Origin of the sequence: Sediminivirga luteola (assembly GCF_014639315.1) — a bacterium.
GTDB lineage: Bacteria > Actinomycetota > Actinomycetes > Actinomycetales > Brevibacteriaceae > Sediminivirga > Sediminivirga luteola.
The window spans coordinates 1-12235 of the sequence record NZ_BMFY01000011.1 but is presented as its reverse complement, the minus strand read 5'-3'; the positions used below and the strand labels follow the sequence as shown (position 1 = coordinate 12235).

The window sequence follows — 12235 nt, the reverse complement described above, 5'->3', positions numbered from 1 at the left end:
TCGTTCTGCGCTAGAACTGAAGCCGGTCCCGGTGCAACTGCTCGGCGAGGTCGAGCAGCGCCGCAGCCGAGCTGTCCCAGGAATAGGTGAGCGCTTCCTCGCGCCCGCGCGCGGCGGCCCGGGCCCAGGAGGTGGCATCCTCCAGCCGCCGGATCGCCCTGGCCACGTCTGCGGGGGAATCCGGGTCGAAGTACTGCGCGGCGTCGCCGGCGAGTTCGCGGAAGATCGGCAGATCGCTGACCGCCACCGGGCAGCCGCGAGCCATGGCCTCGACCACCGGCAGGCCGAACCCTTCGGCGCGGGAGGCGGTCACGAGCGCCGTCGCCCCGTCGATCAGCCGGTGATACTCCTCGTCGCTGACTCCGCGATGGAACACCACCTGGGCCTGGGCGGGCGCCAGGGCGGCCAGCTGCGCCTCACGTTCGGGGGCGATGCGGGAGAGGATGTGGAGCGTGTATCCGGGCAGCTGCTGCAGGGCCCGCACCAGCGTCTCCACGTTCTTGTAGGGCAGGAAGGCACCCATGTAGACCAGACTCCGGGCGGCATGGCCCGGCGTTCGGCCAGGCGGCTCGGCAGGAGGCGTGGCGGCGTTGGGAATGACGTGGACCGGGCGGCGGGTCAGCCGGTGCCGGGCGATCAGATCCGCCGTGGTGTGGCTGACCGCGGCCACGGCATCGGCCCGGTCCAGCAGGACGCGCTGGGGCCAGTAGGCGCTGTGATAGGCGCGCCAGGCCAGCCGCAGCGCCTGGGGGAGGTCGTGCGGCGGTTCGGGGTGGTCGTAGTAGATCAGATCATGCAGGGTCAGGATGAGCCGGTAGCGGCGGCGCAGAGGGGAGCCCACGCCCAGGACCTGCATGGGCGAGAAGACGACATCGGCGCCCAGGCGGTTCAGTTCCGCCACGATGAGCGGCTCCCGCACCGAGACGGGGGAGGAAAGCTTCAGATGCGGCAGATCCGGCGGGAGCAGGCGCAGTTGCGCCGGATCGGAGATCACTGCGGTCAGCTCGATGCCGCGGGCCGGCGCCTGCTGCAGCGCCGACCCCAGCAGATAGGAGCCGTAACGGGAGATCCCGTCGTGGAACTGCGTCCGGGTGAACCTGGCGTCGTAGATCAGCCTCATGGACTCACGTCCTCAGGCAGCGCCGCGGCGAGTTCGTCGATGACTCTCCCCGTCAGCGCCGGCGCCTCGTAGTGGATCAGGTGTCCCACGCCGGGAGCGATCCGCAGGGCACCGGCGGGGAGCAGCTGGCACAGGGCGCGCTGGCCTTCCAGGGGTGCGATGGCGTCCCGGTCCCCGGCGAGCACGGTGGTGGGCAGCCGCAGGGCCGCGGCGACCTCGCTGACGGTGTGCCGGGTCGACACCTCAAACGCCTGCTGGAGGGCCTGTCGTCCGGTGAACGAGGAGAAGTGGCGGGCGTGCTGGTCGTGGATGTAGCGGCGGAGGCCCCGGTCCTTCGTGGTGGCCATGACGATGCTCATGGCCCGCACGATCGCCGGGTGGGTCAGCAGCCGCGTGGCGGCGGCTTCGGGCAGGGTGCTCCCGGCCCGGTAGTAGAGCCGGGTCAGCCCGGTCATGAGGCGGTTCGGGCCGGCCAGGGCCGGCGTGGAGATAGGGTTGATGAGCAGCAGTGATCCCAGCGCGGGGCCGCCGCGGCCGGCTGGGGAGGCCAGGTCCGCGGCGGCCAGGTGCGCGGCGACGATGGAGCCGAAGGAGTGGCCGACCAGGAGGATGGGACGACTGGCAGGCAGGACGGCGAGTACGGCGCGGATGGCGTCCACGTAACTGTCCAGGGTGTGCGGCACCGGCAGCGCCGGCGTGGCGCCGAAGCCCGGCAGATCGGGGACGATCAGTTCGGTGCGGTAGGTGGCTCGCGCGATGGCGTCCATGCCGTGGTGGTCGCCGCGGAAGCCGTGGACCAGGAGCGCTGCGGGCGCCGGGGCGCCGGGGGAGGAGCGGCGCCGGGCCGGATGCCGCCACAGTGCGATGCGCAGCTCGTGGCCGCCGATGCGCGCGTCGATGTCCTCGCGGGAGGCGCCGGGAACTGCACTCATGATGAGTCCAAGACTATCGGGCCGGGGCGGTGTTCCGGCCTTCGGACTGCCGGGCACTTCGGAGCAGGCGCTAGTCGCCGGACCGGCCGGGGTTCTCGAACTCACGCTCGATCTGCTCGATGGTCGGGAGGTTGGTCTTCAGGTTCTCCGGCAGCGATTCGGTGAGCTGATACTCGGCCACGCCGAGGGGTTTGTTCTCATCCCGCAGGGCGTATTCGGCGACCACCTCGTTCTTGGTCTGGCACAGCAGCAGCCCGATGGTGGGCGCGTCGCCTTCCGTTGCCATCTCACCGTCGATGGCAGCCAGATAGAACCGTAGCTGACCTAGGTGTTCTGGCTTGAACTTGCCTTTCTTCACTTCGATGACCACATAGCGGTGCAGCCTCACGTGATAGAACAGCAGATCGATGAAGAAGTCGTCCCCGCCCACCTGCATGTGGACCTCGCGTCCGACGAAGGCGAATCCGGCCCCGAGCTCCAGCAGGAACTCTTCGACGTGCTCCACCAGCGCGCGCTCGATTTCCCGCTCGTGCGCGGCGTCGCCGAGGCCCAGGAAATCGAGTTTGTAGGGGTCTTTCAGTGACTGGACGGCCAGATCGGAATCCGGTTTCGGCAGCACATCGGAGAAGTTGGTGGTGGCAGCACCCAGGCGTGTGTGGGCGGCGGTGTCGATCTGCATCGCGAGGACGTTGCGCGACCAGCCGTTCTCAATCGCTTTGGCGGCATACCAGAGCCGCGTCTCGGTGTCCTTGAGCTTGGTGAGCAGGACCAGGTTGTGGCTCCAGGGCAATTTTCCAACGACGGTTGGATAATTGGAGTCCGGCCATGCACGAGCGAAGGCGAGCATGTAGTTCAGATTCGTGTAGGAGAAGCCTTTCATATCGGGGAACGTCGTGCGGAGATCGTGGGCCAGCTTTTTCACTACCTTGGTGCCCCACCCTGCTTCTGGAGTTGTTCGTGCAACCGATGGCCGATCTGCCAGTACAGGTGCACCAGTTCTTGGTTCACGGCGAACGCTGCCCGCTGCTGGGCCGCGTAGATCTCACTCTTCAGGTCAGCCAGCCAGTAGGCGTAGCCTTCCGGCGGCGGAGTCAGTGACGGTGTCTGGTCAGCCATGGAAGTCACCTTCGCTCAGGTCGGAATCTACTGCTGTGGCTCAACCTAGCCGGAGGGACGGACATGTCCCGCTGGCGTGCCACCGTTGACGTTCACCCTGGCGAGGCATTGACGGCGCTTAGGCGTTGACGGCGCCCGGCGCTTAGGCGATGCGGGTGGCGCGCACGATGACGTCCTCCAGCCGGGCAATGCGATCGCCGGGGAGGGTCAGGGTGCGCGGGCGGTGCGCGGCGGTGACGATGCTCCACCGCTCGTCCAGGAGACCGGCGATGTCCGCCGCCAGGGTGGTCGCTTCCCGGGGCGGTTGCGCATGGCCGGGTCCGTCGTGGTCTTCGTGTGTCTCGCCGTGCCCCGAGCCGGTCAGGTGCCCGACGATGAGCAGGGTGCCGCCTGCCCGGACCCAGCCGCTGAGCCGGGCGTAGAAGTCGAGTTGCGGCATCGCCGGGTGGGCGTAGCAGCTGAGCACCAGATCGTAGTGGTCCTGAGGCTCCCAGGAGGTCAGGTCCGCTTCCACCCAGTCGACGCTCTCGCCGGTCCCGGCGGCCTCCGCGCGGCGGCGGGCATGGGCCAGCGCTTCGGCAGAGATGTCCACGCCGGTGACGCGCCAGCCGTTCTCGGCCAGCAGGATGGACTCCGCGCCGGCGCCGCAGCCGGCGTCCAGGGCCGTGCCGGGTGTGAGCCCGGCCGTTTCGGTCTGTACGCACGGATGGGGAGGAGCGACGGCCATGGCGGCGCCGGGGGAGTCTGGCCGCCATTGCCGGCGCCAGTACTCCCGGTCGAAGTCATGCCCGCCGGCTTCCGGCTGGCTGTCGGTCTCCGGGTGCCCGGCATGGTGCTGGTGGTCGCCGTCGGCGCTCATGGGGTGCCTCCTCCTGGTCCCCTCGATCCTGTCTGCTGGGAGGGTGGAAAGGCAATCGTCTTGCGCGAAAGGCAAACTCTCTCAGCTGAGCTGTAACGGATCAGGCCTGTTCGGCTTCCGCGAGGGCGCGGGCGGTCTCAGCAGGGTCGATGCGGTGCCGGACGCCCAGCCAGTACGCCAGTGAGAGGACGGCGATGAACGGCAGGCCGACCGCTGCTGCGAGCTGCATGTCCGGTACGACGGCGACGGTGGCGAAGACCGCGGCGATGCCGACGAGTCCGGTCGCCGCGACGACGGGCCCGCCGGGGACGGTGAAGGGGGCGGCCTGTTCCCGCCTGCGCCAGTACGCGATGTAGGTCACCAGGATCAGGCCCCACACCACCAGGACCACGAAGGTCACGATGGAGATCATGATGAGGAAGACATTGCCGACCCCGCTGGCCGCCATGGCGGCGGCGGCCGCGATGCCTCCGGTCGAGGCGAGCGTCGCCGCCACCGGCACCTGGCCGCGACTGGTGCGGGCGAGCGGTGCCGGAGCCATCCGTTCGGCCGAGAGGGCATGCAGCAGGCGGCCGCCGGCGTAGAGGTTCGCGTTGGCCGCGGAGAGGGCGGCGATGAGCACGATGAAGTTCGTCACGCCGGCGGCGGGGATGCCGATGAGGTCGAAGACCATGACGAAGGGGCTGTGGGTGACGTCCTCGCCACCTGCCGCGGTCCGCCATGGCACCAGGCAGACGATGATCGCCACCGCGACGACGTAGAAGAACGCGAGCCTGATCATGATCGTCTTCGCCGCGGTGCGTACCGAGGGGCCCGGGTTCCTGGCCTCCGCGGCGGCCACGGAGATGAGCTCGATACCGCCGAAGGAGAACATCACGATCGACAGGGCGATCCATACCGCGGTGGCACCACCGGGCAGGAAACCGCCGTCCGCGACGAGGTTGCCCACCCCCGCCGGGCTCTGGCCGGGCAGTCCGAAGAAGATGAGCAGGAAGCCGATGACGATGAACGCGGCCACGGCGATGACCTTGATGGACGAGAGCGCGAACTCGACGATGCCGAAGCTCTTCACGCTGATGAGATTGAGGGTGAGGATGAGCGCGGCGAAGAGGGCGATGCCGAGCCACAGCGGGAACTGCGGCCACCAGAAGGTCAGGTAGGTCGCCACTGCGACGAGTTCGGAGCCGGTCACGGCGACGGTGACGAACCAGTAGCACCAGCGGGCGAGGTAGCCCCAGAACGGGTGGAGGAAATGTGAGGCGAGGGTCCCGAAGCCGCCGCGCACCGGATGGCGGGAGGCCATCTCGCCCATGCATGCGGCGATGCACGCGGCGATGAGGGAGCCGATCGCGAAGGTGACGATGACGCCGGGTCCGGCGACTCCGATCGCCGCGCCGGCGCCGAGGAACAGACCGGTGCCGAGGGCCGAGCCCATGGCGATCATCGCCATCTGGCCGGGGGTGAGGGCGCGTTCCAGCGTGCCGGCGGAACGCTCTGCGGAAGCGGTGCGAGTGCGGGAATTCACCCGCCAAGGGTACCTGCCCTCTAGCGGACGGGTGCACCCGGCCCGGCGGGATGCCCGGCGGAAGCTGGTTCCGGCGGGGTCGTCATCCGGTCATCGTGGCTGGCCCGGGGTGTGCCCGGTTCAGGATCTTGTCGGCCTTCTCCTGGCTCACCGGCCGCGCCAGCGCGATGATCGCCAGGACCAGGTTCAGCAACGGTCCGACGGCGACGATGTAGATGGCCACGGGGATGGCGAATCCCGCGATCAGCACGGGGTTGTCCTCGAAGCGGACACCGCCGTCGTAGATGGAGCTGGCGACGAACAGCACCAGGAGATAGAGCACGACGATCCCGGTGTTGACGGCCCCGAAGATCGCCGCCCTGCGTCCGAGATGCGCCGCGACAGGGTTCTTCCGCCGCTGACGGAGTCCCAGGACGATCATGGTGATGCCCGGGGCCAGCAGGGACAGGAACGGGAGGCCGATGAACGAGAGCAGCCCGAACACCCATGGCAGTCTCCCGTCCTGGGAGATGCTGGCGGGGAAGGGCGGCCGGCGTGGATTGTTACCCGGAACCGCGGCATTGGGGTGAGCGGGGGAGGGCTTCGCCGGATACCCGGGCGGGGGCGGCGGGAGCGGCATTGCTCCGCGATCAGAGCTGTGCGGGGGTTCCCATGGGGGAGGGGTGCTCATATCGTCAGCGTACCGGGCTGGCCTGTGCAGCAGAACCGGTCTTTAGCTACCAAGGACTTCCTTCGCCAGCGATGAAGAGCATGGCGGACACCAGTCCGAACGCCAGGAGCGTGAGGCCCATGAGCGGCCCCACCAGGCGGCTGGTCGCCTGTTTCTGATGCCGCAGCGGACGCACGAGCAGGAGCAGGCCGGCCGTCTGGATGGCCCCGAGCAGTACCAGCGAGAGGTCCGCCAGCAGGAGCGCCAGGGGGACGAAGTGAAGCGCGACGACGAGGCCCACCCACCACGCGATCCAGCGAGAGCGCTTCTTCCTGATGAGATATACCGCCCCCGCCGCAGCGGCGAGCACCTCGGCCAGCACGAGGAGGCCGAACCATTCGTACCGGCCCTCCAGGGCGGAGCCGCTGTCCCAGTGCCGGGCGACGGAGAACCCGAAGCCCCCCGCCAATGCTGCCCCGGCGGCCGAGCCCAGGCCCAGTTTCCAGCGCCAGCTGCGAGGCGGATCCTCTTGACCCCAGCCGAACCAGACGAACGCCATCAGCCCGAACCAGGCGATCGTGAAGGCATGGTCCCGCACAAAATCCGTCAGCATACGTCCCCGTGAATCGTCGGCGTCCGCTGTCCACTCTAAGGCAGCGGGCGAGAGTCGGACCGCGGATCCTCGTGTCAGGCGCTGAGGGAGTCCTTCCAAGCGAGAAGGTGGCCAGGCGGCGGCCGAAGAGATCGGCGAGGCTGGCTGCCCCGTCGCTGCCGGCGTCACCGACCAGGGCATCATCGGCCAGGCGATGCAGGAGACCAGCCGGGGGCGCAGGGAGAGGTCCCGGATGCCATCGGCGGGCTGCGGGTCCGAGTGGAACCCGTGGTGACCGGCTATGGCATCGGTGAAATCATGGCCCAGGATCTCGTAGCAGAAGAGCATCTGCGAGGCACCGGGCCCGAAGTAGGCCGAATGACTACGGGACACCTGAGCGGGCCGGAGCCAGGCTGATCGAAGGCGTCCTGGATTGTCGGGCCGGAGGGTCCCTCCGGCGCCGAGGATGGGATGCGTAAGGAGGACCGCATGATCCGCACACTCAACGCCCTGGTCGCCGCCGTGGAGGAGGAACTCACCGAGGAGATCGACTGGGCCGGTTTCGCCCGGCGGCATGCGACCACCGAGTACCACCTGCGCCGGATGTTCTCAGCACTGGCCGGGATGCCGCTCTCGGAGTACGTGCGCCGCCGCCGGATGACACTGGCCGCAGCCGATCTCACCCACGGGGGAGACCGACTGCTCGATGTCGCCATGAAGTACGGTTACGGCTCCGCCGAGGCTTTCGGGCGGGCATTCCATTCAGTGCACGGCGCCAGCCCGGCCACGGTGCGGCGCGACGGCGGTCCTCTCCGTACGCAATCCACGCTCAGGTTCCGCCTGAGCGTAGAAGGGAATGTCCCGATGGACGTCACCATCACCGCGAAACCCGAACTCGTCCTCGCAGGCCACGCCGTCGAGGTTCCGCTGATTTACGAGGGTGTGAACCCTCACATCCAGAAGCACGTCGCGTCCATCACGGACGAGCAGAACCTTCGGCTCAAGCAGCTCAACGACGGCGAACCCGCCGGCATCCTGGCGGTCACCTACGGCTCGGATCCCGACGCCGCGGAGGGGTCCCTGCTGACCTATATGCACGGCGTCGCGCTTTCCGAAGGCACTGAGGTCCCTGCCGGGCTGGACTCGATCACCGTGGAGTCAGGTGACTGGGCGGTATTCTCCTCGCAGGGCCCGCATCCGGAGGCGTTGCAGAAGCTATGGGCGGCGACGGCCACCGACTGGTTCCCCTCCAACCCCTGGCGGTTGCGTCCCGGCCCGACTCTGCTGCGCTACCTGAGCTTCACCGGGGCTGAGGCGAGCTGTGAACTCTGGATGCCCGTGGAGAAGGACGGCTGATTCTGTGACGGTCGCGCGCCGCCGGGGGGGCATGAGTCCCGGCGGCACACACGGCCGTCGGCACCTGGCGCCGAAAGAACCCTGGGCGGGCTACCGCATTGCGTCTAGGGTGGCGTTATGGACCTCACCGAACTGCTGGAGCTGGAGCATCAAGGGTGGAAGTCCCTGTGCAACAGCGCAGGAGCAGATTTCTACGGGAAGATGATGACCGACGAAGGCGTCATGACCCTGGCCCATGGCTTCGTGCTCGACCGTGATCAGGTCGTCGCTTCGTTGAACGATGCGCCGCCGTGGAGCTCGTACGAGATTTCCGAGGAGCGTCTCGTCCATAGCAGCGACGACGCTGCCGTCCTCGTCTACCGTGGAAAGGCCTGGCGGGGTGACGCCGAGCCTGCGTTCGAGGCGTGGATGTCCAGTGTCTATGTGAAGGCCGGGGACGAGTGGAGGCTGGCGTCCTACCAGCAGACGCCGATCCCGTAGCGAGTTTGTCATCGCCTTGTCGGGAAAAACGGCTGCCGGCACCTGGCGCGGCAGCGCTTTGCCGGTACGGCGTGAGCGAGCGTGAACAGGTGCGCCTGTTCAGTGGCGCGAGCTGAAGAGGGCGGGCGAGGGCAACGATCACAGCATCAGAGGCGTTTTGTGACTGGCCCTGTTCCAGCCGGGTCAGATAGGTCTTCGAGACCCCGGCCAGTTGCGCGAGTTCCCCGCGACGCGGCGCAGCCCTGGAACCCGGTGACGGCCGTAGCTGCTTACCCCGGCCTCGCAGTGTACGGGTGCCCGCTCTGCCAGCACTGCTGAGACATGTAGCCGGCGCAAGGGGCTCTGGAGTGCCGGCTACTGGCGCTCCATCCCCACGCTGTGCGGCTCGTCGCCGGCTGCTGTGTCGGTCCCGCGCCGTAGAATCTCAGTGAAGGCAGCGTGTCAACTGGCGACTGAGTGGAGGTGATCGGGGTGGCCGTGCGCGTTGAGGTTGCCCCCGATCTGCTGCACTGGGCAGTCGAACGTGCTGGGTGGGACGACGAAACCGTCGAACGTCGCGCTCCTCGCCTCGATGAGCGGGTTGCCGGCTGGCATCGTCGAACCCGGCTTTGGCGGATCTTCGTCAACGGTGCTGGCACCAAAGCCGCGCAGATCTTCACCATGATCCACGAACTCCACCTCACCCGCTCCCTGCCGGAGCTGAACCTGGAAGGGCAGTGATGCAGACGTTGTCGCCAAGGATCGGGGGGCTGAACTTCACCGCTGTTGATGTTGAGACAGCCAATTCCCAGCGTGCCTCCATCTGCTCGGTCGGTGCAGCCCGGGTCCGAGACGGTGAGGTAGTCGAAATCTGGTCGTCGCTGGTGCGCCCGCATGCGGAGCTGGCAGAGTTCCACGAGCGGAATATGGGTGTGCATCAGATTCGTCCGGCAGACGTGGCTGAAGCACCCGAATGGGACCAGGTCTATGCCGAGCTATTGGCCTTCGCCGGGGAAGACGCTCTTGTCGCCCACAGCGGGTTCGACGCCTCAGCAATTGGGCAAGCCACTATGATCTACGACCTCGAGCCGGTGGAAAACCCCTGGTACGACTCGGAGATCATCTCCCGCAACCTGCTCACGCTGGCCTCATATCGCCTCCCAGCGGTCTCAAACTTCCTGGAGCTACCGAATTTCGAGCACCACACCGCTGAAGAAGACGCGCTCCAGTGCGCCCGCATCATCACAGCCCTTGCTCGCAGGACTGGCAGCAGCACACTGGAAGAGCTTTTCAGAGCGGGTGCTGCACAGGCTGCAAAGAGCATGTCCGGGAGGAGAGCCCCCGGTGACTTCAGCGGATTATCGACTGTTGAGCCTTTGGCCGGCGAACAGGTCGTCTTCACCGGGACCCTCCAGACCTTGAAGCGAGCAGAAGCGCAGGCTCTGGTGCAGTCCTTGGGCGCGAAGAGCCAAAGCGGGGTCACGAAAACCACTACTTTGGTGGTCAGCGGAGACTTCGACCCGCGAGCACTACGACCAGGTGCAGAGATCTCCCGCAAGCTTCAGAAGGCTCGACTTCTCGCTGAGGCCGGGCAGCCCCTTGAGATTCTCACCGAGCAGGACTTTCTCGACCGGATCGAGGTCACCCGCGAAGCCCTGGAAGAGGCCACCCGTGAACAGAGAGTCCCTCGGGCATCGCACTGGCTTCCTGCCTACGTGCTGGACCAGGCCCGGGAAGCAGCAGCCCGATATGTGGGGTACAACGCGTGGATAAGGGCCGCGCTGCGGCACCCCGGCGGCAGGGCAGCACCAGGAGATCCTTGTATTCGGTGCGGCGGTGCACTGGCAGACAGGCTCTACTGGCTTCTCTACGAGCGCCACATCTGTGGAGACCGCTGTGCGTCCTCCCTCAAGCGCGCGGCCAAACGAGCGTGGGATCAAGCAAATATCCAGCGCCCAGCAGCTCCGTCATATGAGGAGATGTACGGGCGCCGGTGATCTCCGCTCAGTGGATGTTGGGAAAGCGGTCATCCTCGGGCGCTGACCTCTGAGGGGGCCTAAAGCAGAAGATCGCCGCCTGGTGAAAGCCTTGGCCATTTCTATCTGGTGCGCAGGTGCGGGTCAGTCGCTGTGCCCGGTAACCTCACAGCGAAGACGAAAGAGCGACGATCCGACTCACTGAGCCCTTCGTCGCCCTCGCACCAGCACCGGATTCGACCGGTGCCAGGTGTTCTAGTAGGTCTGAAATTGTGGACCTCCGTAGAGAGTTCGAGAACCCTTGCCCAGCCTTGAAAACAGTGGCTTCTCGCAGGTCGCGGGGGGTCTACCGGCGGGATCGGAGGCCTCTGGAGCCGTCTGTGGTGGACTCGCGGGGGCGGATGGTGCGCGCAGTTGGGATGACTCAAACCTTCCTGAGCCCGGCGCAGGTGGACGAGCTAGTGGCCCTCTACGAGGCGGGTGCGACGCTGGTGGAGCTGGGTGAGCGGTTCGGCGTGCACCGCCGAACGGCTGCTGCACATCTGGTCCGCCGCTCGGTCCGGATCCGCAGGCGCGGTCTCGATGAGTCCCACCTCGCCGAAGCGGTCGAGCTGTATGCCGGAGGGCTGAGCCTGATGGAGGTTGGACTGCGGTTCGGGGTCAGCCAGCAGGCAGTCCGACGCGCGCTGGCCGTGGAGGGCGTCGAGATTCGCCCCAGCGGGCGCCGCCAATCCGTATGAACCAGCCCTCGTGCTCGGTGTCGTAATCACTCGTCGCACCCATCGACGGGCCGGGCCGTCGCCTTCGCAGTCACAGGCTCGCGGCGACCAGCACCTCGACCAACTGCTCAGGTTCGAAGATCAGCTTGGTATCGAAACGCTCATCGAGCTTGTCGTCCTTATTGCGGGTCAGGGCACGCACCCACTGTTGCTCGGTGAACACCACGTCGCAGTAGACAGCGGGAACGGGTAGTTGGACGACATCGATGAAGTCGTTCGCCTTCCACTTCTGATGTGGACGCGGATGGAGGTGCTTGCTCACCCGCAGCGCGTTCGTCACCTGTCGGGTTGGGAGAGACTCAACGATCTGGAGAAGACCAACTCCGCCCAAGGACTCGGCCACTTCCGTGGCGCTGATGCTTGCAGCCGTGACTCGATCACGGATGGTCGGGGCGATGTCGTTGAAGTCCGAGTGGATGACCGCCGGAAGCAACTCAGCACGCGGAATCTTCCGGCGCGCGATGTCTTCAGCGACGCTGGCTTCGTGCTGTACGAACAAGTCACCCCAATTGATTAGGTCGAGCGGGAGGCCCACGCGCGCGTGAGTGCTTGGACCTGCGCGCAGCAGTAGCTCTTCGAACTGGCGGTCGATCGGGGCTCGGATGTCGCTGGTCTTGTCCTCGGAGGCGGCCCGCTCATCGGTCGGTCTCGTTGAGTTGCGGACGCCGCCAGCGGTCAGGTGAGCGATGCCACGCCCGAAGACGCGAGGCGCCGTCACATTGGTTGGCCGTCCGAGACGGGCCTGTAAGGCCATGTCGATCTCGTAGTAGAGAAGTTGCCTGGGTGTGGTTGGAGTGACCCCCTAGATTCGGTCCAGTAGTTATGTGAGTTGCACTAGCGCCCGCCCTTAGCGGGAGGAAGACTGGTGTGAC

The 12235-nt window shown here is 66.9% G+C and carries 13 protein-coding genes and 1 pseudogene; 5 read left to right on the top strand and 9 right to left on the bottom strand.

Annotation, left to right across the window (positions count from 1 at the left end; all coding sequences use genetic code 11):
- Window positions 1-10 precede the first annotated feature (10 nt).
- The 8 genes and pseudogenes from IEW13_RS12160 to IEW13_RS12130 all read right to left on the bottom strand — a co-directional run bounded on the left by IEW13_RS12160 (window position 11) and on the right by IEW13_RS12130 (window position 6814).
- Complete coding sequence (locus tag IEW13_RS12160) at window positions 11-1120, bottom strand: glycosyltransferase family 4 protein (protein WP_188551194.1); 1110 nt, start codon at window positions 1118-1120, stop codon at window positions 11-13.
- Window positions 1117-2052 carry an alpha/beta fold hydrolase gene (locus tag IEW13_RS12155; RefSeq protein WP_188551193.1) on the bottom strand — a complete coding sequence of 312 codons (936 nt, stop codon included), beginning with the start codon at window positions 2050-2052 and terminating at the stop codon, window positions 1117-1119. The genes IEW13_RS12160 and IEW13_RS12155 overlap by 4 nt, the downstream gene beginning before the upstream one ends.
- A 70-nt stretch (window positions 2053-2122) precedes the next feature.
- Window positions 2123-2731: a PDDEXK nuclease domain-containing protein gene (locus IEW13_RS17520; RefSeq protein WP_229745147.1), complete on the bottom strand. Its 609-nt coding sequence runs from the start codon at window positions 2729-2731 to the stop codon at window positions 2123-2125.
- 30 nt (window positions 2732-2761) lie between these two features.
- Window positions 2762-3168: pseudogene (locus IEW13_RS17515) on the bottom strand (DUF1016 N-terminal domain-containing protein); the annotation flags it as partial.
- A gap of 142 nt (window positions 3169-3310) precedes the next feature.
- Window positions 3311-4027, bottom strand: coding sequence for a class I SAM-dependent methyltransferase (locus IEW13_RS12145; protein WP_188551192.1), 717 nt, complete (start codon window positions 4025-4027; stop codon window positions 3311-3313).
- Window positions 4028-4127: 100 nt separating this feature from the next.
- Window positions 4128-5552 carry an amino acid permease gene (locus tag IEW13_RS12140; RefSeq protein ID WP_229745133.1) on the bottom strand — a complete coding sequence of 475 codons (1425 nt, stop codon included), beginning with the start codon at window positions 5550-5552 and terminating at the stop codon, window positions 4128-4130.
- Window positions 5553-5634: 82 nt separating this feature from the next.
- Window positions 5635-6036 (bottom strand): hypothetical protein, encoded by a 402-nt coding sequence (locus tag IEW13_RS12135; RefSeq protein ID WP_188551191.1) that lies wholly within the window; start codon window positions 6034-6036, stop codon window positions 5635-5637.
- 232 nt (window positions 6037-6268) lie between these two features.
- Window positions 6269-6814 carry a hypothetical protein gene (locus IEW13_RS12130; protein ID WP_188551190.1) on the bottom strand — a complete coding sequence of 182 codons (546 nt, stop codon included), beginning with the start codon at window positions 6812-6814 and terminating at the stop codon, window positions 6269-6271.
- A gap of 468 nt (window positions 6815-7282) precedes the next feature.
- Here IEW13_RS12130 and IEW13_RS12125 point away from each other — a divergent pair, with 468 nt between their 5' ends.
- From IEW13_RS12125 to IEW13_RS12100, 5 genes are all read left to right on the top strand, one after another.
- Window positions 7283-8149: an AraC family transcriptional regulator gene (locus IEW13_RS12125; protein WP_188551189.1), complete on the top strand. Its 867-nt coding sequence runs from the start codon at window positions 7283-7285 to the stop codon at window positions 8147-8149.
- A gap of 117 nt (window positions 8150-8266) precedes the next feature.
- On the top strand, window positions 8267-8629 hold the full coding sequence (locus tag IEW13_RS12120; RefSeq protein WP_188551188.1) for a nuclear transport factor 2 family protein: 363 nt from the start codon (window positions 8267-8269) through the stop codon (window positions 8627-8629).
- Window positions 8630-9085: 456 nt separating this feature from the next.
- A complete protein-coding gene (locus IEW13_RS17510; protein ID WP_229745132.1) occupies window positions 9086-9349 on the top strand; it encodes a hypothetical protein in 264 nt (87 codons plus the stop codon).
- Window positions 9349-10605, top strand: a complete 1257-nt coding sequence (locus tag IEW13_RS12105; protein ID WP_229745146.1) for an exonuclease domain-containing protein — start codon at window positions 9349-9351, stop codon at window positions 10603-10605. Before IEW13_RS17510 ends, IEW13_RS12105 begins: the two co-directional genes overlap by 1 nt.
- Window positions 10606-11003: 398 nt before the next feature.
- Complete coding sequence (locus tag IEW13_RS12100) at window positions 11004-11324, top strand: helix-turn-helix domain-containing protein (RefSeq protein WP_229745131.1); 321 nt, start codon at window positions 11004-11006, stop codon at window positions 11322-11324.
- Between the two features lie 70 nt (window positions 11325-11394).
- Here the strand turns inward: IEW13_RS12100 and IEW13_RS12095 are convergent, their stop codons facing one another.
- Window positions 11395-12117 (bottom strand): hypothetical protein, encoded by a 723-nt coding sequence (locus IEW13_RS12095; protein WP_188551185.1) that lies wholly within the window; start codon window positions 12115-12117, stop codon window positions 11395-11397.
- Window positions 12118-12235: the final 118 nt, after the last annotated feature.

What these genes read in the sequence shown, in the direction of transcription:
- IEW13_RS12130 (WP_188551190.1), bottom strand. Translation starts at nt 6,814, where the DNA reads ATGCTGACGGATTTTGTGCGGGACCATGCCTTCACGATCGCCTGGTTC.
- IEW13_RS17520 (WP_229745147.1), bottom strand. Translation starts at nt 2,731, where the DNA reads ATGCAGATCGACACCGCCGCCCACACACGCCTGGGTGCTGCCACCACC.
- IEW13_RS12105 (WP_229745146.1), top strand. Translation starts at nt 9,349, where the DNA reads ATGCAGACGTTGTCGCCAAGGATCGGGGGGCTGAACTTCACCGCTGTT.
- IEW13_RS12125 (WP_188551189.1), top strand. Translation starts at nt 7,283, where the DNA reads ATGATCCGCACACTCAACGCCCTGGTCGCCGCCGTGGAGGAGGAACTC.
- IEW13_RS12155 (WP_188551193.1), bottom strand. Translation starts at nt 2,052, where the DNA reads ATGAGTGCAGTTCCCGGCGCCTCCCGCGAGGACATCGACGCGCGCATC.
- IEW13_RS12095 (WP_188551185.1), bottom strand. Translation starts at nt 12,117, where the DNA reads ATGGCCTTACAGGCCCGTCTCGGACGGCCAACCAATGTGACGGCGCCT.
- IEW13_RS12120 (WP_188551188.1), top strand. Translation starts at nt 8,267, where the DNA reads ATGGACCTCACCGAACTGCTGGAGCTGGAGCATCAAGGGTGGAAGTCC.
- IEW13_RS12100 (WP_229745131.1), top strand. Translation starts at nt 11,004, where the DNA reads ATGACTCAAACCTTCCTGAGCCCGGCGCAGGTGGACGAGCTAGTGGCC.
- IEW13_RS12145 (WP_188551192.1), bottom strand. Translation starts at nt 4,027, where the DNA reads ATGAGCGCCGACGGCGACCACCAGCACCATGCCGGGCACCCGGAGACC.
- IEW13_RS12160 (WP_188551194.1), bottom strand. Translation starts at nt 1,120, where the DNA reads ATGAGGCTGATCTACGACGCCAGGTTCACCCGGACGCAGTTCCACGAC.